This window comes from Flavobacterium sp. CFS9 (assembly GCF_041154745.1).
Classification (GTDB): domain Bacteria; phylum Bacteroidota; class Bacteroidia; order Flavobacteriales; family Flavobacteriaceae; genus Flavobacterium.
Window position 1 is genome coordinate 4,516,087 of the sequence record NZ_AP031573.1, and the last position, 20,142, is coordinate 4,536,228.

At 50.1% G+C, this 20,142-nt stretch carries 17 protein-coding genes; 8 read left to right on the plus strand and 9 right to left on the minus strand.

All coding sequences use genetic code 11. The features are described 5' to 3' along the window. Window positions 1-11 precede the first annotated feature (11 nt). The 3 genes from ACAM30_RS19075 to ACAM30_RS19085 form a co-directional block, all read right to left on the minus strand. Window positions 12-443: a DUF1810 domain-containing protein gene (locus ACAM30_RS19075; RefSeq protein ID WP_073411686.1), complete on the minus strand. Its 432-nt coding sequence runs from the start codon at window positions 441-443 to the stop codon at window positions 12-14. A 73-nt stretch (window positions 444-516) separates the two neighbouring features. Next, on the minus strand, window positions 517-906 hold the full coding sequence (locus tag ACAM30_RS19080; protein ID WP_073411687.1) for a hypothetical protein: 390 nt from the start codon (window positions 904-906) through the stop codon (window positions 517-519). A gap of 59 nt (window positions 907-965) precedes the next feature. Beyond that, window positions 966-1,430, minus strand: coding sequence for a hypothetical protein (locus ACAM30_RS19085; protein WP_073411689.1), 465 nt, complete (start codon window positions 1,428-1,430; stop codon window positions 966-968). Between the two features lie 285 nt (window positions 1,431-1,715). On the opposite strand from ACAM30_RS19085, the gene ACAM30_RS19090 reads away from it, so the two are divergent. Further along, window positions 1,716-5,507: a hypothetical protein gene (locus ACAM30_RS19090; RefSeq protein ID WP_289877184.1), complete on the plus strand. Its 3,792-nt coding sequence runs from the start codon at window positions 1,716-1,718 to the stop codon at window positions 5,505-5,507. A 449-nt stretch (window positions 5,508-5,956) separates the two neighbouring features. On the opposite strand, the gene ACAM30_RS19095 is transcribed toward ACAM30_RS19090, so the two are convergent. The 3 genes from ACAM30_RS19095 to ACAM30_RS19105 form a co-directional block, all read right to left on the minus strand. Continuing rightward, window positions 5,957-6,202: a hypothetical protein gene (locus ACAM30_RS19095; RefSeq protein WP_073411693.1), complete on the minus strand. Its 246-nt coding sequence runs from the start codon at window positions 6,200-6,202 to the stop codon at window positions 5,957-5,959. A gap of 185 nt (window positions 6,203-6,387) precedes the next feature. Beyond that, complete coding sequence (locus tag ACAM30_RS19100; RefSeq protein ID WP_073411695.1) at window positions 6,388-7,650, minus strand: NRAMP family divalent metal transporter; 1,263 nt, start codon at window positions 7,648-7,650, stop codon at window positions 6,388-6,390. Continuing rightward, a complete protein-coding gene (locus tag ACAM30_RS19105) occupies window positions 7,637-7,852 on the minus strand; it encodes a hypothetical protein (RefSeq protein WP_073411697.1) in 216 nt (71 codons plus the stop codon). The genes ACAM30_RS19100 and ACAM30_RS19105 overlap by 14 nt, the downstream gene beginning before the upstream one ends. Before the next feature lie 868 nt (window positions 7,853-8,720). Between ACAM30_RS19105 and ACAM30_RS19110 the strand changes: the two genes are divergently transcribed. The 7 genes from ACAM30_RS19110 to ACAM30_RS19140 all read left to right on the plus strand — a co-directional run bounded on the left by ACAM30_RS19110 (window position 8,721) and on the right by ACAM30_RS19140 (window position 17,078). Beyond that, complete coding sequence (locus ACAM30_RS19110; RefSeq protein ID WP_073411699.1) at window positions 8,721-9,620, plus strand: phosphatase PAP2 family protein; 900 nt, start codon at window positions 8,721-8,723, stop codon at window positions 9,618-9,620. Continuing rightward, window positions 9,607-11,127, plus strand: a complete 1,521-nt coding sequence (gene eptA, locus ACAM30_RS19115; RefSeq protein WP_073411701.1) for a phosphoethanolamine--lipid A transferase EptA — start codon at window positions 9,607-9,609, stop codon at window positions 11,125-11,127. The genes ACAM30_RS19110 and eptA overlap by 14 nt, the downstream gene beginning before the upstream one ends. Before the next feature lie 39 nt (window positions 11,128-11,166). After that, window positions 11,167-11,817 (plus strand): DUF1345 domain-containing protein, encoded by a 651-nt coding sequence (locus tag ACAM30_RS19120; RefSeq protein ID WP_073411702.1) that lies wholly within the window; start codon window positions 11,167-11,169, stop codon window positions 11,815-11,817. A gap of 314 nt (window positions 11,818-12,131) precedes the next feature. Next, window positions 12,132-12,806: a response regulator transcription factor gene (locus tag ACAM30_RS19125; protein ID WP_073411704.1), complete on the plus strand. Its 675-nt coding sequence runs from the start codon at window positions 12,132-12,134 to the stop codon at window positions 12,804-12,806. After that, on the plus strand, window positions 12,803-14,068 hold the full coding sequence (locus ACAM30_RS19130; protein ID WP_289877183.1) for a HAMP domain-containing sensor histidine kinase: 1,266 nt from the start codon (window positions 12,803-12,805) through the stop codon (window positions 14,066-14,068). The genes ACAM30_RS19125 and ACAM30_RS19130 overlap by 4 nt, the downstream gene beginning before the upstream one ends. A gap of 169 nt (window positions 14,069-14,237) precedes the next feature. After that, window positions 14,238-16,196: an LTA synthase family protein gene (locus ACAM30_RS19135; RefSeq protein ID WP_073411708.1), complete on the plus strand. Its 1,959-nt coding sequence runs from the start codon at window positions 14,238-14,240 to the stop codon at window positions 16,194-16,196. 3 nt (window positions 16,197-16,199) lie between these two features. After that, the gene (locus tag ACAM30_RS19140; protein ID WP_073411710.1) at window positions 16,200-17,078 is read left to right on the plus strand and encodes a diacylglycerol kinase family protein; all 879 of its coding nucleotides are present in this window, start codon (window positions 16,200-16,202) and stop codon (window positions 17,076-17,078) included. A gap of 86 nt (window positions 17,079-17,164) precedes the next feature. Here the strand turns inward: ACAM30_RS19140 and ACAM30_RS19145 are convergent, their stop codons facing one another. From ACAM30_RS19145 to ACAM30_RS19155, 3 genes are all read right to left on the minus strand, one after another. Then, window positions 17,165-17,389 (minus strand): hypothetical protein, encoded by a 225-nt coding sequence (locus tag ACAM30_RS19145; RefSeq protein ID WP_073411712.1) that lies wholly within the window; start codon window positions 17,387-17,389, stop codon window positions 17,165-17,167. Between the two features lie 126 nt (window positions 17,390-17,515). Next, on the minus strand, window positions 17,516-17,785 hold the full coding sequence (locus ACAM30_RS19150) for a hypothetical protein (protein ID WP_073414750.1): 270 nt from the start codon (window positions 17,783-17,785) through the stop codon (window positions 17,516-17,518). Between the two features lie 266 nt (window positions 17,786-18,051). Then, window positions 18,052-20,115 (minus strand): heavy metal translocating P-type ATPase, encoded by a 2,064-nt coding sequence (locus ACAM30_RS19155; RefSeq protein ID WP_289877182.1) that lies wholly within the window; start codon window positions 20,113-20,115, stop codon window positions 18,052-18,054. Between the last annotated feature and the right edge of the window lie 27 nt (window positions 20,116-20,142).

Genomic DNA, 20,142 nt, shown 5'->3' on the forward strand with positions numbered 1-20,142 from the left:
ATCATTAGAGCCTAATTTTGAGTCCCGAGAATGGAAATTGTTTTCTCATCCAAAATTCCGCCATAGTATTTCTGAAGCACTTTTCCGAAGACCGGATCCGCATCGGCAATCCTGCTGAACAGCGTCATGCAGGACCTGAGCTTCCGCTGGTCAGGCTTTCCGAAAATCTCCAGCGCGGTTTTTCCGTTCAGTCCCAGGACCGCCTGTGAAATCTCGACTAGACGTTTCCCCAGTACCGGATCGTTAAGATATTCCCTGGCTTCGTCCAGGTCCTTTAGCCCAAAATATACATTATAGTCCGTAAAACCCAGACCCCTGATCTGCGGGAAGACAAACCACATCCAGTGGCTCTGCTTGCGTCCGCTTCTGATTTCTTCCAATGCTCGGGGATAGGCATCCTGCTGCGCCCTGATAAATCTTTCAATGCCGTCTTCTGTATTCATTGCTCCTCTATTTTAAATTTATAATTGGCCAGCTTGATCCTTTTGCGCAAAGAAGAGCAGTGAGGAACGATTTTCAGAACACCTCCTGATACAGAAGCTCGATTGTCACCTCTCTTTTTGCGGATCCCTCCTCCACGAAGATTGTGGCCCATCGCGGCTCGAAATTTTCGACCAGGAAACTGAAGGCACTCAGTATTTCATCCGTCGCACTCTCCCTATCGATGCCAAGATTCTTTTCATATGCGATGATCCGGTAGAAGATGCCGTTCTCCAGCAGCTCATCCTGCCCGTCGGCCGTATTGTCCGGCGCCGGTCCAAAATGGAAAATCTCCGCGCCCCCGCAAAGCAGTCCCGCCAGATGGCTGCGCACCGATAAAAACAGCGCCTCATCGCTCAAGCCGTACGGCACATCCAGCTCTCCGGCTCTGACGGTCACCGCTAAATCCTCAAAATGCAGTTCCATAGATCGATAATTAAGATGGCAGATTGGTATTTAGGGAGAATGTCTCAGAGAAAAGAAGATCAGTCCAGAATGCCTTTTCCGAATATCTTCTCCACCTGATAGATATAGTTTTCCAGCAGAGGCGTCGGCAGGAAGAACCTGCTCACTGCAGCGGCCTTTGCATCGGTCTTCTGGCTGTCAAAGGAGCGTTCCAGCAGTTCAGTATAGTCTCTAAGCTGGTCACTGTCCAATATTTTTCGCAGATCCCTTTCCGTGTTTACAAAGGACTTGAGCATTGGGAAATCATTATTGTTATCCGTTTCATAGCGCTCTAGTCCCGACTTTATGCCATCGTACTCTTCTTTGAAGATGCTCAGCACATCCTTCATATTATGCGCGTAAAAGATGTTGGGAATGAGTCCGGCCTTATACTCCGCATAATGATGCTGTGATGCGGCGGGGCTTTCCAGATACTTCTCAAAGGTCTGTATCCTGAAAATATAATCCGTTTCAAAAATATTGCGGTCCTGATAATCAATATCCATACTGTACTGTATTAGTTGTTATGACTAAAGTTAGCTAATTTTTTAATTCCAGACTCCTAAAAAATGATCTGCACTTCAATTTCATCAGACCGCTCAATATCAGCCGTTTAGTACGCCGCCGCTAAACCGAGAAGCCCCTCGGAGATTCAGCAGCGATGGCACAGTATTTTAACTGGCAGAATATTAAGAATTTTCAACTTAAAAATATGCTCGATTTTCGGATATTGCATAAATTTGAATTGATCAAAAAACTTTACTGCTAACCAAATTTTTAATCGCATTCCCATGAAATTAATTGACAGAACCGATATAGAGCACTGGGCGGAAAAACATCAGGGAAAAGGATTTTTTCCCTATCTGGTTTCAAAACTGGTTTATTTCTCCACCCTTCCCGGAGCGCAGATCAGCATACCCTACGGCAGCGCTGTCTATCTGCCCGGCTGGGATGGGCTGATATATTCCGAGCAGCAGAGGCCGTATGTCCCTGCAGGCCGATCGCTGTGGGAATTCGGGACCGATAAGGGTTTCAGGGCGAAAGCCGATAGGGATTTTGATAAAAGGGCCGAAAACCCATTGGGATATGATGCCTCAGACTGCACCTACGTATTTGTCACGCCTAGGATCTGGAAAGACAAAGAGGCTTGGAGGCTCGAAAAGCTGAAGCTGAATCTCTGGAAGGATATCTGCGTGTATGATGCAGTGGATATGACGCAGTGGCTGGACCAGTCCGGACCCGCCGCACTATGGTTTGCCAGGGAAATCGGAAAGGCGCCGGCGGAAGGCGCTCTGGACGCCGAACAGTTCTGGGCAGAATGGTCAAGCGGAGAAGCGGGACATCTCGTGCCAAAAATCGTAACCTCAGGCAGGGACGCTGAAACCGCCAAGCTAAGCGGATTCCTCAGCGGGGATCCCGGCATCATCACTGTACAGGCCAAAACCAAAACGGAGGCAGCTGCCTTTATAATTGCTGCGGCGGACAGTTTTGATCAAGACGAGAAACAGCGTTTTTTTTCAAAAACAATGGTCGTGGAAAATCAGGAAAGCTTCAGAACCCTTTCGCTGAACTACGTAAAGACTTCATTGAACCTTATTGCCAAATTTGATGATAAAAGCCTAGTAGGGGCCGCTGTCTCGCAGGGACACCACGTGATTATCCCTGCAGGGGCGGATGACGAGCTAACGCACAAACGCATTATCCTGCCTACTATCGGCAGGGAGGGCCAGATCGAAGGGCTCCGTGAAATGGGCCTTTCCAGAGAAGATGCCGAACGCTTCAGCAGGGAAGCCGGCAGGGATATCAATAAGCTGCGAAGGCTGCTGAAATATATTGACAATAAAGCTGCGTGGCATAAATCGGAGAACATACGCGAAATCATCCCTGCCCTTATTCTCGGACGATGGAATATCAATAATCCCGGCGACCGCGAGATTCTGGAAAAGCTTTCTAAAATGCCTTTTAACGATTATCTGGCAGTTTTATACCGGTGGAGGGACTTTGAGGACTCCCCCATACTGCAGATCGGCGGCACATGGAGGCTGACTTCCCCGCTCGATCTCTGGAACAGCCTTTCGAAACATATCACAGCAGATGACCTTTCGGTTCTCGCAGAATATTTTCCGTCTGTCTTTACCGATCCCGGTAACAGCGGCGAGACGCATCTTATACAGATAACCTTTTCGTTTACCCCTCCGAAAAAGTACTCCCCATGGGCGCGCGAGGGGCTTGTCCAGACACTGATACTGCTCAGCCTGTATGGCGAAGCCATAAATCCTGCCGTAATTTCCGCGCCTGAAAAATGGGTGGACGTGCTGGTTGGCAGCCTGCTGCTGGATGCCGATGCCGAACTGTGGAGAAAAACCAACCGGAAGCTTCCCCTGATTGCCGAGGCATCACCGAAAAGCTTCTTCAAGGCAGTCCAGAGCTCCCTGCAGAAAGACGAGCCCGAGATTATGGGCATGTTCAGGACAAACAGCAGTTATTTTGGCGAGTCCAGCAGCCATACAGGACTGCTATGGGCGCTGGAAGGTCTGGCATGGCTTCCTGAATATCTTTTTCAGGCAACAGATATACTGTTAAAACTCGCTGAACTGGATCCCGGAGGAAATCTGAGCAACAGGCCCGCAAGAAGCCTCGCTGACATCTACAGGCCCGCGCATCCACAGACAGCCGCTGCTCTTGGCGAGCGCATGGAAATACTGAAAGCGGCCATCAGCAGAAATCCCAAATCAGGATGGGAGCTGCTAAGAAAGCTCATGCCCAAGCATCATGATAACTGGACTGCAAACAGCAGGATGAGATGGCGCCTTTTTGATAAAAGCGCAGCACCTTCCAATTCCCCTGAACAGACAAATGAAGGATTCAGGGCCGTTTCGGACCTCATGCTGGAAATGTTTGACGGCAGCGATGGAAGGCTTGCCGATATCATCAGACATTCGTCTGAAATGAGCTCTGCCGATGAGCGTGAAAAGCTTCTGGTTTTTATTGAGAAAAATTATGCACGCATTCCCAAAGACAGCACCCTGTCCAGAGATGAGGCAAGAAGGATCCTGCACCTGCACCGCTCAGCTTCCGAAGCCCCATGGGCATTGGATGAAGAGATCCTTTCCCGCTACCAGCCTCTTTACGACGCGCTGGAACCCGAAGACATCACGGCAAAATACCGATGGCTCTTTGAATCCTCGCAGGTGAATTTCCCGCAGGGCGCCCGGGAGACCGACGATGATGAAAAGGATGAGCTCGACTACAATGCCAGAGTGCTCAAAGCCCGCACTAAAGCCATTCATATTTTATCGGCAGAAATAGGAATTCAGGGCATTGCCGCTATGGCGGATTCGCCCGAAATAACCGGCATCCTTGCATTTACCCTATCCAGAATCGAACAGACAAAGGAAGAGACTGCTTATATCGTCTCTACCTTAAAAAATGCAGATGCAAATGCCAATTTCGTAAGCCTCTATATAGCGGCTAAAACAGCGGCCAAAGGACTGCAGTGGCTTTTTGTCCTCTGTTCCGACTTGGAATATCTTAATCTGGACGACAAGCAGCAATATGCGCTTTTCAGCCAGGTGGACCACTCGCAGGAACTATGGGATTATATCGAATCAAAGGGCGAAAGCCTAAACAGTACCTATTGGCTAACCATACCCCCTTATTTCTACCGCACAACGGCCGAGGAAAGCATTTCGGCCGTAAAGAAGCTGATGGAGCACAAAAGGTTTAAAAGCGCTCTCAGGGCAGCAAGGCACATTAAAAGACAACTGTCTACCCAGATAATCGCTCAGGTGCTGCATAAGACCGCAACAGAAGAAAGCATAGATAATTTTTTGCTGGAGCTGCATGAAGTCACCAGCCTTTTCAAGGAAGCTGCACAAAGGGAAGACATAACCAAAGACGAAATGCTCAATCTCGAATGGCTTTATCTTTCAGTGCTCAATTCCTACCATTCAGACTACCGTCCCAGCCAGCTGTACGGCGAACTGGCAGATAACCCCCATTTCTTTGTGGATGTGCTCTCATGGCACTATACGCCCGCTGATCCCGAAAATATTGAGCCTGAAAGGAAAAATATACCTAAAGAAAATCTGGAGCAGCTCGCGCAAAAGTCTTACGAGCTGCTGGACAATTTTATGATGATTCCGGGTGTGCGCTCTGACAATACAATTGACAATGATGTGATGGACCATTGGATCGCACAGGTAAGGGAACTGGCTCAAAAGAGAGGCCGCCTTGAGGCGGCTGACAGCCATATCGGAATGCTTCTGGCTTATTTTCCCGAAGAAGGCACCGGCAGCTGGCCGCCGGATGAAATCAGCGCTGCAATCGAACGCATCAACACTCCGGCTCTAAAAGATAACTTCGCTGTGACACTTATAAATAAGAGGGGATCTACAGGCAGAGGGGTCTTTGAAGGGGGAACAATTGAAAAGAACAATGCCGCCTATTTCCAGAAACTGGCCGGTCTGCACAAATACAGCCATCCCAGCCTATCGGAAATTTTTATCCAGATTTCAGAGAATTATTTAAATACTGCAGGACATCATGACGACCAGGCAGAACGTGACCGCCTGGAATATTGACAGGCACACTGGGCGCTGCCATGCAGGGCATATCCCCTACAGGACTTCACATTTAACTTCAGACAGGAGGAAAATTTCGTCCCAATTTAATTTTTATGGATTTGAAAAAAATTTGCATATTCCTTTTAGCGCTGTCCGTCAACACCCTGCTTTCCCAGGAAAGCAGAAGACAGCCATAGAAATGGACAGCTGTGGCATCTCCAGCGGGGCACTGTTAAAAAGAAGTCCCTGCAGCCCCTTTCATTGCAGAGCCTTGTTCCTGCCTCGCAGGAAAAAAACGGAAGGTTCTTCCTCTATCCTACCGCCGATGCATACACGTTTATCCTCGTAGACCAGCTCGATGGCCGAACCTGGCAGGTCACGTGGTCCGAAAAGCCAGAAAAGCGGGCGGTTTCACCCATCGGCTGAGCCTCTGACGCGTCGTGACGCGCGAGATCATCTTCTCCCTGCTAGTCTGTCATCACGGCATCAAGCAGCTTCTCCGCGCTGATGAAAGCCGCAATGTACTGCATCGCTTCGGCTGTCTTCTCCGATGGCGTTTCAAAGGTATTGACATGGAACTCTTCATTCAGGTCCAGTATATGGATGATCTGGGTATATCCTTTTGAAATGAGGGTGCCTTTCAGCTTTATGACCCCGGACTGCTGCTGTGCATCCAGATCTTTCCTCACTTTGAGCCGTATCGTTTTTTCCATTGCAGAAATCTCTTTTTTTTTAGGTGGCAGATTGCCTGCCAAAAATAGCCATTTGCCCGCACATTTCCAGCCTATGCGGTGTTAAAACTTATATAAGGGTTCTGCCGGGCAGGGGCAAAAAAAACCCGATGCCCCATTGGGGCATCGGGCTGTCCCGATCCGCTGGGCCGCGCCTGGCGCATCCCCTAGAAAAACAGGAAGTAGAGCAGCGCAGCAGCCGCAGCCGACATGATGATAAGGGCAATGGCGCCCAATGCGTTTGAAAGCCTCGAATTGGTGTGCCCGCCCATTATCTTCCTGTTGTTGCCGATATGCAGGACCACCGCAACCATCACCGGCGCGGTCAGCCCATAGCAGACCGCCGTGTAGAGCAGCGCCTGTATGGCGCTGATTCCAAAAAAGTCAAGCCCTACGCTGACCGCCAGCGAGAAAATTATGGAAATGTAAAACAGCTTGGCCTTATGGAATTTCTTATCAAGGCCCGTTTTCCAGCCGAAGGTCTCGGCCAGCATATAGGACTGCGAGCCCGCAAGAACCGGTATGGACAGAAATCCCGTCCCCAGCACGCCCGCCGCGAAAATAAGATAGGTCAGCCTGCCGGTCAGGGGCTCCAGAGCCGCAGCCGCCTGGGCCACAGTATCGATCCGGCGTATGCCCGCAGGATAAAGGACGCTTCCCGCAGTCAGTATGATAAAAAACATCACCAGATTGGAAAGCAGCATCCCCGCATTTACATCCTTTCTCATATCCGCCAGACTGCGTCTGCCCAAAGCGGGATCCTGCCTGCCGTGGGCCGCATCCTCCGCTTCCATGGTGGCCTGCCAGAAGAAAAGGTAGGGCGAAATCGTCGTGCCGAATATGGCCACCAGTATCAGGACAAAATCCTTATTCAGGGCAATAGTGGGAATAAAGGCATTGCGCGCGACAGCCGCCCAGTCCTGGTCCATCATAAAGGGCACCGCCATGTACAGCAGCAGCGAAAGGCAGAGCCATTTTAGGATGCTGGCGATCTTCCGATACGGAAAGGTGATGATTGCAAACATCAGCGCCGCCGTGATGCATAGGCAGAAGGCCGGAACCGGCACAGCGGGGAAAATCATGTTTGCAACCGCAGCCATGCCCTCTATGTTGGCTCCGATGTTCAGGGTAATGGCGGGAAAGCTCATCAGCAGCACGCCGTACAGCAGCCCCTTGGGATAATGCTCCCTGATGGTCAGGGTGAGGCCCCTGCCGGTGACCAGTCCGATCCTTGCGCACATTCCCTGGATGGCGGCCATCAGGGGGAAAGTCAGAAGCGCGGTCCATAAGGTGGCAAGACCCGTCTGGGCGCCCGCCTGGGAATAGGTTGCGATTCCCGAAGGGTCATCATCGCTGGCTCCCGTAATGAGGCCCGGACCAAGCACTCTGGCCCTTTCTTTTATTGCTGATATTATTTTAGCGCTTCCCATTTCTGCCGTTTTTTTTAGATCTTCTATAGATGATCATAACCGACAGCAGATACGCCAGGGTTACAATGGGAGTCATGATATTAAGGGCCTTCGCCGTTTCCGGGATTCCCCTTTTTGAAAAATAGAGCGCGGCATTCGAAGCCAGCGCAGCCGCCAGCAGCAGCATTGCCGCCGCATAGAGCGCTTTGGATATTTTCTGCATAATGTAATTCTGTAGTTTTTTAAAAGCCGGACGCGCACGCCGCAGCCTGCGGCCATGGACCGCGCCATCAGCATGGCGGCGGGCAGGGTGCGGACAGCGCAGAAATGGCGGCCGGGGGCTCAGGCGCTATTGGCCGGGCCCCGTCTGCAGCGGTCTGGACGTGAATGGAAAAGCGGAAGCTGCAGCAGGTCTGCGCAGATCCGACCCTAAGGGTTCTCCGGAACCCTAGGTGAAAAAAAAGCGGCCTGACTGGGGAGGCTGCCAGATGGAGCAGCGAAAGGCGGAATAGGCATTGCGCTTCATATAGCCCGGACATAAGAAAGCGGCTGAAGGCGCCGCAGGGGACTGCAGCACAAAAGCAGGCGCAAGAGCCGGGATATTGCGGCAGCACACGCAGGTGCAGAACGGACAGCATGCATCTGCTGGCTGGAAAGTGCCCGAAGGGCTGCTCAAAGCGGCGTTCGCCCCGCGCGCCGGGCCTGCGCCCCTCTCGCATGGAATGCTGGAAAGGGCAACTATGATCAGAGCCAGTATGATGCAGATGAATTTCACGGACTAAAATTAGCAAATTATGACATGCGCACCATTATATAATTTTAATTTTCAATTGTAAAATTCCTGGCCTCCATCCCTCCATTGCCCCTATCGCCTTTCCCGCCGCTCCGGAGATTATTTTGAAGAAAAAACGAAACCCGTAAAGCGCTGTATGTAAGCGCATTGAAGCATAAAAAATTCCTTACGCCGCTTATGATGGTCCGGAAATTCAGGATGATTACAAAATTGGATTGTAAACTTTCGGCAAAAATAATCCGATATGTTTTGCCCTGGTTAAGCCAATGTAAAGCCATCATTAACAAAGTCCCAGACAATGCGCCAGTTATTCCTCGAAAATGCCGATGGGCCCATCGAAAAAATCACGTCCGAAAAGGCCAATCCCCTTTTGGATCTTTATGTTTCATTCAACTTCTCAAGGCTGCGGCCTTCGCTTTTTTTCCTGCCTGCGGTGCTGCTGCTGCTCATCGCCGCATTCCTTTTCATGCTCGATGCGCTGCGCGCCGAATCGTATATCCTGATCCAGCGGGAATATTTCTTTATGCTGAATGCCGCCCTGTCCCAATATCCTGAAATGCAGTACAATCTCACCGAAACCGGAAATACGCTGGTGGTGGCATCACTGCTGAGCATTTTTGTGCTGCACGCGCCTAAGATATGGGAGTCTCTTGCCTCTGCCCTTTTGGTTTCCTGCCTGTTTTCCAGCGTGCTGAAAAAGCTCTTTCATGTCCCAAGGCCGGCAGCTTTTTATGATACCGGCAGCTTTACCATAATCGGAAGGACCCTCTCAGGGCACAACAGCCTGCCTTCTGGGCATTCGATCACTATTTTTACGGCGCTTTCCATCCTTATGTTTGCCTTTATGCCTGCCAGGCTGCGAAACAGGATCATCTGGTGCGCACTTTTTGTTTCAGCAGGTCTCGCGCTTGTACTCACAAGGGTTGCCCTGGGAGCGCATTACCCCATTGATGTTCTTGTCGGGGGAATCATAGGCTACAGCTGCGCCCTTGCCGGCATATTTATCTCAACAAGGTACCGCATTTGGAAATGGATCGGAAACAGGAAATACCACCCCTTCTTCATCATTGCCTTCACGGGATGCTGGCTTGCGCTGGCCTTCAGGATCATGCAGGAGCACCTTTTCATATTCTGCCTGTCTTTGTTCGTTTTGACCATATCACTATATAAAATCACCGCCGCGTATGTTAAAAGGTAAACTCCCGGCAGCCCGCATGGCAGCCTTAATCAGCCTGGCCAACTGCCTGTTCTTCCATATCCCCTTCTTCTCTTTTGTGCTCGGGAACCTGAATTACGCGGGATTCAGCGGCATTATGACCATTGCCAGCCTCATCGCGCTGATGCTGGTGCTGGATTTCCTGGTCTTTTACCTGCTGCTTTACCTTACCGGAATTTTCGGCAGACTGCTCATTTCGCTCTTTTTTGCGCTCAGCGCCGCAGCCCTGTATTTCATCAATTCCTACAGCGTGATCATAGATGAAAGCATGATCGGGAATATCCTCAACACCAATTATGCGGAATCAAGCGCCTACTTTTCGATCAGGCTGGTGCTTTATGTGCTCGCGCTCGGGATACTTCCCGCGGCGGCGCTATTGAGGATAAAGATAATAAAGGAGCCCCTCAAAAGGTTCGCGCTGCTCTGCTCAGGCAGCCTGTTTATTGCCCTTGCGCTGGTATTTATCAATTCGGCAGGCTGGCTTTGGATCGACAAGAATTCCAAAAAATTGGGAGGGCTGGCAATGCCATGGTCCTATGCGGTCAACACTTCCCTGTTTTACGTGCACCAGTACAAGAAAAACCAGAAGGAAATCCTGCTTCCCGATGCCCGCATCGGGAACAGGAAGAAATCCATTGTGGTGCTGGTCATCGGGGAATCGGCAAGAAGGGCCAATTTCTCGCTGTACGGCTATCCGAAGAACACCAATCCGCTGCTTTCCAAAACTGAAAACCTGCATATCTTCAATGCTGTCTCCTCGGCAACCTATACCACCGGCGGCGTGAAGGCTATTCTGGACCATAAAAAGACCGGCGATCTCTATGAGATTCTGCCCAACTACCTGTACCGTAACGGTGTCGAGGTCATCTGGAGGACCGCCAACTGGGGAGAGCCGCCGCTTCATATCAAAAATTACCAGGACCGGAAATACCTGGGCGCTGCATGTCCGGGCAGCGAATGCGCATACGACGAGATCCTGCTGAACCTTTTCCGGGAGCAGATCCTGGCCAGCAGCAGCGACAAGATACTTCTGGTGCTGCATACCAGCACAAGCCACGGCCCCAGCTACAGCAAAAAGTATCCTCCGGCGTTCCAGTATTTCAATCCGGTCTGCACCAGCGTCGAGCTTGCCGACTGCTCAAAGGAGGAGCTGATGAACGCCTACGACAATACGATAGTCTATACGGATTACCTTTTGAGCCGCGTGATCCAGAACCTGAAAGAGCTCAAGGAATTTGACAGCACGATGATTTTTGTATCGGACCACGGAGAGTCCCTCGGGGAAAATAATCTCTACATGCACGGCCTGCCGATGAGCATTGCTCCAAAAGAGCAGTTCGAGATACCCTTTGTCGTCTGGGTATCTCCCGGCTCAAAAAAGCTGAAAACCAATAAAACGGTGTCGCAGTACCATGTCTTTCACAGCGTGCTGAACTTTCTGGATGTGGAAAGCCCCGTATACGATGAAAACATGAACATTTACCAATAGGATTCAAACAACCGGCACAAGCCATAAAAATAATTTCATATGAATGGAACAGTATTTATCAACCGGCTCAGCAACAGGTCAAGGCTGGCAATATCCGCTTCGGCGGGGCTGCTCACAGCCGTTGTCCTTGAAATAGGAACCAGCAGGCCTTCGGTGCACATCATGGCGGTATGGCTGGCTTTTTCGCTCACCCAGCTGTTTTTCTCCTGGTTCACCATATTCACCTGCCGTGTGGCCGAGCTCAAGAAGAATGCCAAAGACCAGGACTCGGGACGCGCTGTGCTTTCCCTGTTCATGCTCCTTACAACGGCCGTCAGCCTTCTGGGGATCGTGCTGCTGTATGTTTCGGCCGAGCAGAAGTCAGGCTCCGAGCTGGCGCTGCATGTGGTGATGACACTCTCATCGGTGGGAACGGCCTGGGCGGTGGTCCATACCACATTTGCCTTCAAATACGCCAATCTGCATTATTCGCTCAATGGCCTTGATTTTCCCGGAAAAGGCGAACCTGACTATCTCGACTTTGTCTATTTCTCATTTGTGATCGGCACAACCTTTCAGGTGTCCGATGTTGCCATACTGGACAGGAAGATAAGAAGGACCGCACTGGTGCACGGGGTGCTCTCCTTTATGTTCAACACTACCATACTGGCATTGAGCATCAACATAATTTCAAGCATGGTCCAGCGCTGAAAAATATAGCCCAACAGGAACATTTGCATGTACCCAAACTCTGTTTTTTTTGATTTGATTCTCCCGGCATCCAGTTTTCATTGCTGGGGGAATCTTTATCAGAGACCGGAAAGCTAAAGGAAGTTTTTGCGCAAAAAAAAACTCTGGAGGTAAAAATTCAGAATTAATTCAAAATTGAGCCGTATTATTACATCCTGTAATATGCACGGCAGTGCCGTATTTAAAAAAATGATCCCCCGCAGCGCATATTTGGCCATAAATTCTTAAATTTAGTAGGTATATGCACTGTCATGGGGAGGTAAGAAAAAGGCATCATGAAAATTTTAATCATAGAAGACGAACAGGATATCGCTCAAAGCATACAGAGCTATTTCAAGGACAACGGCGTAAAATGCGAAACGGCGCACAATTATGCGCAGGCCATCCATAAGATTGACAATTATGACTACGACTGCATACTGCTTGACCTGGGCCTTCCCGACGGAGATGGTTTTGATATCCTCAGGGAGCTTCGAAGCAAAGACAAGACCGACGGGGTAATAATCATATCGGCAAAAGAGACCTTGGAGACAAGGCTGGAAAGCTTCAGTCTGGGCGCCGACGACTACCTCACCAAACCCTTCCATCTTGCCGAACTGCTGGTAAGGATGCAGGCGCTGGTTCGGCGCAGGAACTTCAAGGGAAGCAACAGCGTGGTGTTCCATGAGATCAGGATCGAGGTGTTCACCAAAACCGTGCTGGTCAATGACCGAAAGCTAGAACTGACCAGAAAGGAGCTCAACCTTCTTCTGTTCCTGATCGGCAACAATGACAAGGTCCTGTCAAAGGCAGCCATCGCCGAACACCTTTCAGGCGACATGGCCGATATGCTCGACAGCCATGACTTCATCTACGCCCACATCAAAAACCTCAAAAAGAAACTCTCCAAAGCCGGCTCGGGCGACTATATTAAAACCGTTTACGGAGAAGGATACAAATGGGAAAAATGAACCGTAAAAAACTTCTGGGCAAAACCACGAGGGATTTTCTCGTGCTTGCCGCCGTCATTCTGATAATCTGCGCTCCAATCTTCTACTATGTCAGCCAGTGGCTTTTCATCTACGAAACCGAGGAGGTTCTCGTGCAGCATAAAAACGCATTCATTAACCAGTCAAGCCGCAACTTCACTCCCGAAGACATCAAAACCTGGAACAGGTACAACCTGCATTTCACCATTATGCCCGATATGGGAGTCACCAGAGATTCCATTGTGGGCACCATGATCGAAGACTCGACGGCAGAAGAGAAAGAGCCGTTCCGAATCATATACGCCCCTGTGGAAATTGCCGGCAAAAAATACACGTATACCGAAAAGATCCACCTTCTGGAAATGGAAAGGATGGTTTTCACCATCGCAGGCATGTTCACCTTTATCCTTCTGGTGCTTTTCCTCGGCATTGTATGGCTCTCCAAAAAGACGGCCTCCAAGCGGTGGAAGCCCTTCTATGACACCCTGGACCAGATCCATGAATTTGAGATCGACAAGAACAAGCCCCCTCATTTCCTGGAGACTGACATCGACGAATTTGAACGCCTGAACAGAAGCCTTGAGGCGCTGATCGAAAAAAATACGGCCATCTACAAAAGCCAGCGGGAGTTTGTCGAAAATGCCGCCCATGAGCTGCAGACTCCCCTGGCGCTGTTCCAGAACAAGATCGACACCCTTTTCCAGATGCGGCTCGACAGGGACCAGACACGCGTGCTGGGAGCATTGAGCAGGGATGTGGCAAAGCTCAACAGGCTCAATAAAAATCTGCTGCTGCTCTCCAAAATAGAGCATGAGATCTATTTGGAAAAAACCAGCCTTTCCGTCAATGAGCATATAGAAAAGCATCTGGACTTCTTTACGGAACAGGCCGGCCAGAAATGGGTCGCCGTCAATGTGCAGCTGTCCCAGAGGCTCGAAATAGAAGCAAACCCGGTCCTTGCCGAAATCCTGATCAACAATTTGGTGCTTAATGCCATCCGCCATAACCGCACCGAGGGAAATATCATAATCAGGACTCTGGACCGCGAGCTGATGGTCCTCAACACCGGAAAAGCCGAACCGCTTCCCATTGAGAAGCTCTTCGGACGTTTTTTCAGCGGCGGCGCCTCGGCAAACGGCAGCGGGCTGGGTCTGGCCATCATCAGGAAGATAACCGAGATAAGCGGATGGAAGATCTCCTACTCCTATTACAACGATTTCCACTGCTTCAGCGTCAAGTTCTAGAGTCTGCATCTGCTTGTGCAGGCCGTTTCCGCTGGGGTCTTAACAGGTCGGCGCTGCAGGCTGCAATGCGCTTTTTTTCATAAACAGGGTTAATATTTCTTAATAAAAACCAAAAATTCAGAATGACTACAACATTGCAATGTAAACTTTGCTGAGTTATTATTGAGTTATGGGTAAATTGTCTTTGAGAACCGGCAGATACGCGCTGCTGGTTCATTTTATTTTATGGTTTCTGCTGTTTTCGCAGCTGCTGCGCATCATCCTTTTCATCTGGCAGCATGGCCAGGTTTCGCTAAGCATTTTTGATGTCATCCGCACGCTGCTGACAGGGCTTTTTTTTGATATCGGAACCATTGCGCTGATTTCTTACCCTGCCGTTCTGTACTATACCGTTTTTGCGGGCAGATGGACCGGCTCGCTGGCCGACAGGATTATAATCTGGTTCTTTACGGCGCTGAATGTCTTCATACTGGTTTTCACCTTTCTGGCCGAAATCACCTTCTGGGAGGAATTCAGGACCCGCTTCAATTTCATTGCGGTGGACTATCTGATCTACACCTACGAGGTCATTGCCAATATACAGGAGTCCTATCCGCTTCCCCTTCTGATTGTATCAGTGGCGGCAGTAACGGCTATGGTGCTTTTGTTTTTCCACAGATCAAAGGCCTTTGCCGCCGCATTCGCCCGCAACACGGACATAGTGAAGAGGGTTTCCATATTGCTGCTCTTCACGGCGGCGGCATCATTTTATATCACTTTTATCTCCAGCAGCCAGGCCGAATGGTCGCCAAACCGCTACAATTCCGAAATTTCCAAATCGGGGATCTATTCCTTTTTTGCCGCTTTCCGCAATAACCAGATGAAGTATGAGCAGTTTTACACCTCCATCGGCAATGACCGCGCGTTCAGCATAGTCAAATCAAAACTGGCAGACAGCACGGTATCCTTTGCCTCCACAGGGTATTCGATCCACCGCAGCATAAAGGACGCCCAGTCTCCGCTGCAGCGCAGCAACGTGGTCTTTATCCTCATGGAAAGCTTCAGTGCGGATTTTATGGCCGAATTCGGAAACAGGCAGAACCTGACCCCTTTCCTGGACAGCCTTGCCCAGAAGAGCGTTTTCTTCACCGGCATGTATGCCACGGGCACCAGAACGGTAAGGGGCATGGAAGCATTGACGCTCTGCATTCCTCCCACTCCGGGCCAGTCGATCGTCAAAAGGCCGGAAAACCAAGACCTGTACACCATCAGCAATGTCTTCAGGTCCAAGAACTATGACTGCAGCTTTTTTTACGGCGGCGACGGCTATTTCGACAACATGAACTCCTATTTCGGAGGCAACGGCTTCAGCATTTATGACCGCGGGCGCGGAAGCGTGCTCAGCGACCGCATCAGCACAGTGAGGCATAATATCGCAGACAGCGAGGTCACCTTTGAAAATGCATGGGGAATCTGCGATGAAGATATTTTCAATAAAATGATCAGCACTGCCGACCAGAAGCATAAGCAGGGAAAACCGTTCCTGAATTTCGTGATGACCACCTCCAACCACAGGCCCTACACCTATCCTTCGGGCCGCATTGACATCCCGTCCGGAACGGGACGCGAGGGGGCTGTCAAGTATGCCGACTATGCCCTGAAAAGGCTCTTTGCCCAGGCGTCCAAAAAGCCCTGGTACAGGAATACCGTCTTCATTGTCGTTGCCGACCACTGCGCCAGCAGCGCAGGAAAGGATGAGATAGACATTGCCAACTACCATATCCCCGCCTTTATTGTGAATATGCCCGAAACGGCAAGCCGCAAGGTGGATAAGCAGTGCTCGCAGATCGATCTCTGGCCTACCGTATTTTCGATGTTCAAATGGCACTACGAATCCGATTTCTTCGGCAGGGACATCCTTGACCCCGATTTCGAGCAGCGCGCATTCCTGGGAACATACCGCAAGCTCGCGCTCATGAAGGGCAGCCGGGTGATGATACTCTCCGACCAGAAGAGGCAGGCCTTCTACAGCTGGAAAAAATCGGACAACAGCCTGAGCCCCCTTCCGATGGACAGGCCCTTTCTTGAAGAGACCATCGCCTGGTACCAGACCGCTGATTACCTTTTTACAAACAAACTTTTAAAATAAGCAATGATCTATATACATTTCATCATAAACCCCGTCTCCGGCGGAGGACGCCACAGCCTGCCCGATTTTTACATCAGGCAGTTTTTTCCCTCTGACCGGTATAAGATCAGCACTGATTACACCATGAGCAGAAAGCACGCGCTTGTCCTCACCCAGAAGGCGCTGCAGCAGAATCCCGACATCATCGTGGCCTGCGGAGGCGACGGAACCATAAATGAGGTGGCTTCCTGCCTGATCGGCACCGATGTGAAGCTGGGAATCATCCCGCTGGGGTCTGGAAACGGCCTTGCGTCGCATCTCAACATACCTCATGATATCGGAAAATCGCTTGAAGTGATCAGGGAAGGAAGAAAGATAAGAATCGATGCGGGAAGAATCAACCAGCATTATTTTTTCAGCAACACCGGCATCGGCATCGACGCAATGATCATCAGAAAGTATGAGCATTCGGGAAAAAGGATGCTTTTTTCCTATGTCAGGGCCGCGGTTGCCTCAACTTTCGAGTACAGCGCGCAGCCGGCCATCGTATCCTTTGATGACAGGGTCATACCAATAAAGCCCTTTATGGTCTTTGTTTCCAATTCCAATGAAATGGGATATAATATGACCCTTACCCCCGATGCGATGCTGACCGACGGAAAGCTTGACCTGGTCCTCATTCCGGAGCTTTCCTTTTTCGAAAAAATAGCCCTTGGATACCGCATACTGACCCGATCGGTCAGCAGATTCAAAAAGGCACAGCACCATCTGGTGAAGAGCCTGCAGATCGAAATGCCCATGAAGATCTTCACCGACGCGCAGATCGACGGGGAGCATTATAAATTAAGGACCAACACCTGCAGAATTTCGGCAGAGCCTGCCGTACTCAGCGTGCTGGTCTGAAAGCTTAATTAGGCTTTTCCGGAACTGCCTTCCCTTCGGGGAAGGCTCTCCGGAAATACGGGCTGCCGCCCTTGATCTTATCAGTTTTATTTGGCAAGCCTAGAGCGATCCGTCTCAAAATCCAGAAAAATCATTTTCTGGTCGTCCAGAAAAATCAGCACATCCAGAACGGCTGCCTGGTTATGCTTCTCCTCTTGTATCGGATCTGTCGGAAAAATTAAGCCCGAAAGCTCCTCCAGAGCAAAATCACGATCAGGATTGTCCCTTAGAATGGTAAGGATTACATTGGAAATATTGGCATACTTTTTCATATTCTGCAAATCATTTGGTTTTAATGCCCGGTTTATTTTTTTTTATAGAATAAACCGCAGAACCTTCGAAAAAGCCTGCGGTTTTGAATTAACAATTCACCTTCTATAAAGTTTTTTTCAGATTTTTTATTTCGGGGACGCGGGCAGGCGTCCGGCGCCTTCATTGGTCAATTTCCCGTTGGCCTGCTCATGCGGCCTGTCCTGCACATGGTACAGGATAAAATGTCTTGCCCTGGCAAAAATTCCAAGAACAATCACAATTCCCAGAATTGCCAGTATGATCGTTTTTCCGATATTGACAGCAGAATACCTGTTCTTCTTTCTAACCGGCCTGCCCTTCTGTCCCCTCGATGTCTTCTGTATATTTGGATAGTATTTCTTCTTTCGTTTTTTCATTTCGCATAAAATTCGATTCAATGCGCTATACCTGCAGATACGGCATTGCATTACCATGAACTGCCGGTAAAACTGCACGTTTGATATTTCTGCCTGTGCGTTTGCGGCAGGCATTTCTGATGGATATTACGATTGGATAAGGGCACAAAGAATCCCTGCCGTCAGAGCCAGATGATTATCCGTAAGCGGATATCATTTGGCCGGCAGCTGAATGATGGCATTAAATCTTTTGGATTTAAGTCTTTAGGATTTCTGCATTATCCAATTTAGAATTTCATTTTCTGGATGCGCACGGCATTCAGAATCGCAATCAGCGATACGCCCACATCGGCAAATACGGCTTCCCACATCGTGGCCAGTCCGCCTGCTCCGAGAACGAGCACTACGCCCTTCACTACGAAAGCCAGAGTGATGTTCTGCCATACGATTTTCTTGGTCTGTCTGCCGATATTGATGGCCATGGGAATTTTTGAAGGCTTGTCGTCCTGTATCACGACATCGGCCGTTTCGATGGTCGCATCGCTTCCCAGCCCGCCCATTGCGATGCCCGCATCGCTGAGCGCAACCACAGGCGCATCGTTCACCCCGTCACCGACAAAGGCAACCGTTCCATACTGCGCCTTGATCTCCTTCACCTTGTTAACCTTGTCTTCCGGCAGAAGGTCGCCGTAGGCATTATCGATGCCCAGTTTGTCGGCTACAAATTTCACAACGCTTCCCTTGTCCCCGCTGAGCATCGTCGCTTTGATATTCAGCTTGTGCAGCAGGTCTATGGTCAGCTGCGAGTCTTCCTTGATGGTGTCCGCAATTGTGATATACCCGACATACTTTTTGTCGTAGCTTACCGCGATTGTCGTGTATACTATCGAAGCCGGATCAACATCATAGGAAATCCCGAACTTGTCCATCAGCTTGAAGTTACCCGCAAGCAGCTCCTTGCCGCCGATCACCGCCTTCAGTCCGTGGCCCGCAATTTCCTCGGTGCTTTCCAGTTTTATCGAGCTGTCAACCTCACCCACGTATTCATGGATTGCCGTAGCAACAGGATGCGAGCTCTGGCTCTCCACCGCATTGACCATTTTCAGGATCTCATCCTTGTCAAACTCAGGCTTGAAGACAGTCTCCTGCACTTTGAATACCCCTTCTGTCATCGTTCCGGTCTTGTCCATCACCACGTTCTGGATCGAGGCCATCACGTCAAGGAAATTGCTCCCTTTGAACAGTATCCCGTTGCGGCTCGCCGCACCGATTCCGCCGAAATAGCCCAGCGGTATGGAAATGACAAGCGCGCACGGACAGGAAATTACCAGAAAGACAAGAGCCCTGTAAAGCCAGCTGCTGAAATCATAATTGTCCGCAAAGAAATAAGGCAGAAGGCAGATTCCGATAGCCAGAAAAACCACAATAGGCGTATAGATCTTGGCAAACCTGCGGATGAACAGTTCTGTCGGAGCCTTCTGCGAGGTCGCATTCTGTACAAGTTCCAGTATTCTGCTGAGCTTGCTGTCGGTAAAGGCCGCGGTGACTTTCACCTGTGCCGCCACGTTGAGATTGATCATTCCCGCCAGGACCGCCTCGCCTTTGGATTTGGTGTCCGGCTTGCTTTCTCCTGTAAGGGCCGCCGTATTGAATGAAGCGCTGTCGGTTAAAAGCTCGCCGTCAAGGCCAAGCTTTTCCCCAGGTTTCAGCTGGATGATATCCCCTATCTGGGCCTGTTCGGCTTTGATGGTTTTCGCCTTTCCGTCTGAAATGATCGTCACTTCATCGGGCCTCTGGTCCAGAAGGCTTTTGATGTTGCGCTGTGCCCTTGATACTGCAAGGGTCTGGAAAACTTCCCCCACGGCGTAAAAAAGCATTACCGCAACCCCCTCAGGATATTCCTTAATGATGAAGGCGCCGACTGTGGCTATGCTCATCAGAAGGAATTCGGAAAATACCTCCCCTTTGGTGATGCTTTTAAAGGCATCCCTGATAACCGGAAACCCGACAATCAGATAGGCTACCAGGTACCACACGAAGCGCAGGGTGCCGGTAAACCACGGCAGTTTGATCCAGTTGTCAAAAGAAATGGCAAGAAGCAGCAGCGCCAGGGAAATTATCGAGGGAAGGAACATCTTGAATGCTCCGCCTTCCGCAGTGCTGTGGTCATGGCCGTCATCATCGCTGTGGGTATGGCTGTGCCCGTCGTCCCTGCTGTGCGCATGATTGTGGCCGTCATCGGGAGCGTGCCCCTTCAGGAGCTCCTTTGCGCCCGCGTTCACATACACCTTCTCGGTCTGCGTGCAGCAGATCTGTTTACCGTCTTTATCGTATTTATGTTTGTGTTCCATGATATATAATTTATAAGGTTAAAAAAT

Coding starts and splice junctions, on each gene's coding strand:
- ACAM30_RS19130 (WP_289877183.1), top strand. CDS start 12,803: ATGAACCGTAAAAAACTTCTGGGCAAAACCACGAGGGATTTTCTCGTG.
- ACAM30_RS19120 (WP_073411702.1), top strand. CDS start 11,167: ATGAATGGAACAGTATTTATCAACCGGCTCAGCAACAGGTCAAGGCTG.
- eptA (WP_073411701.1), top strand. CDS start 9,607: ATGTTAAAAGGTAAACTCCCGGCAGCCCGCATGGCAGCCTTAATCAGC.
- ACAM30_RS19150 (WP_073414750.1), bottom strand. CDS start 17,785: ATGAAAAAACGAAAGAAGAAATACTATCCAAATATACAGAAGACATCG.
- ACAM30_RS19135 (WP_073411708.1), top strand. CDS start 14,238: ATGGGTAAATTGTCTTTGAGAACCGGCAGATACGCGCTGCTGGTTCAT.
- ACAM30_RS19085 (WP_073411689.1), bottom strand. CDS start 1,430: ATGGATATTGATTATCAGGACCGCAATATTTTTGAAACGGATTATATT.
- ACAM30_RS19105 (WP_073411697.1), bottom strand. CDS start 7,852: ATGCAGAAAATATCCAAAGCGCTCTATGCGGCGGCAATGCTGCTGCTG.
- ACAM30_RS19080 (WP_073411687.1), bottom strand. CDS start 906: ATGGAACTGCATTTTGAGGATTTAGCGGTGACCGTCAGAGCCGGAGAG.
- ACAM30_RS19145 (WP_073411712.1), bottom strand. CDS start 17,389: ATGAAAAAGTATGCCAATATTTCCAATGTAATCCTTACCATTCTAAGG.
- ACAM30_RS19110 (WP_073411699.1), top strand. CDS start 8,721: ATGCGCCAGTTATTCCTCGAAAATGCCGATGGGCCCATCGAAAAAATC.
- ACAM30_RS19125 (WP_073411704.1), top strand. CDS start 12,132: ATGAAAATTTTAATCATAGAAGACGAACAGGATATCGCTCAAAGCATA.
- ACAM30_RS19090 (WP_289877184.1), top strand. CDS start 1,716: ATGAAATTAATTGACAGAACCGATATAGAGCACTGGGCGGAAAAACAT.
- ACAM30_RS19075 (WP_073411686.1), bottom strand. CDS start 443: ATGAATACAGAAGACGGCATTGAAAGATTTATCAGGGCGCAGCAGGAT.
- ACAM30_RS19155 (WP_289877182.1), bottom strand. CDS start 20,115: ATGGAACACAAACATAAATACGATAAAGACGGTAAACAGATCTGCTGC.
- ACAM30_RS19100 (WP_073411695.1), bottom strand. CDS start 7,650: ATGGGAAGCGCTAAAATAATATCAGCAATAAAAGAAAGGGCCAGAGTG.
- ACAM30_RS19140 (WP_073411710.1), top strand. CDS start 16,200: ATGATCTATATACATTTCATCATAAACCCCGTCTCCGGCGGAGGACGC.
- ACAM30_RS19095 (WP_073411693.1), bottom strand. CDS start 6,202: ATGGAAAAAACGATACGGCTCAAAGTGAGGAAAGATCTGGATGCACAG.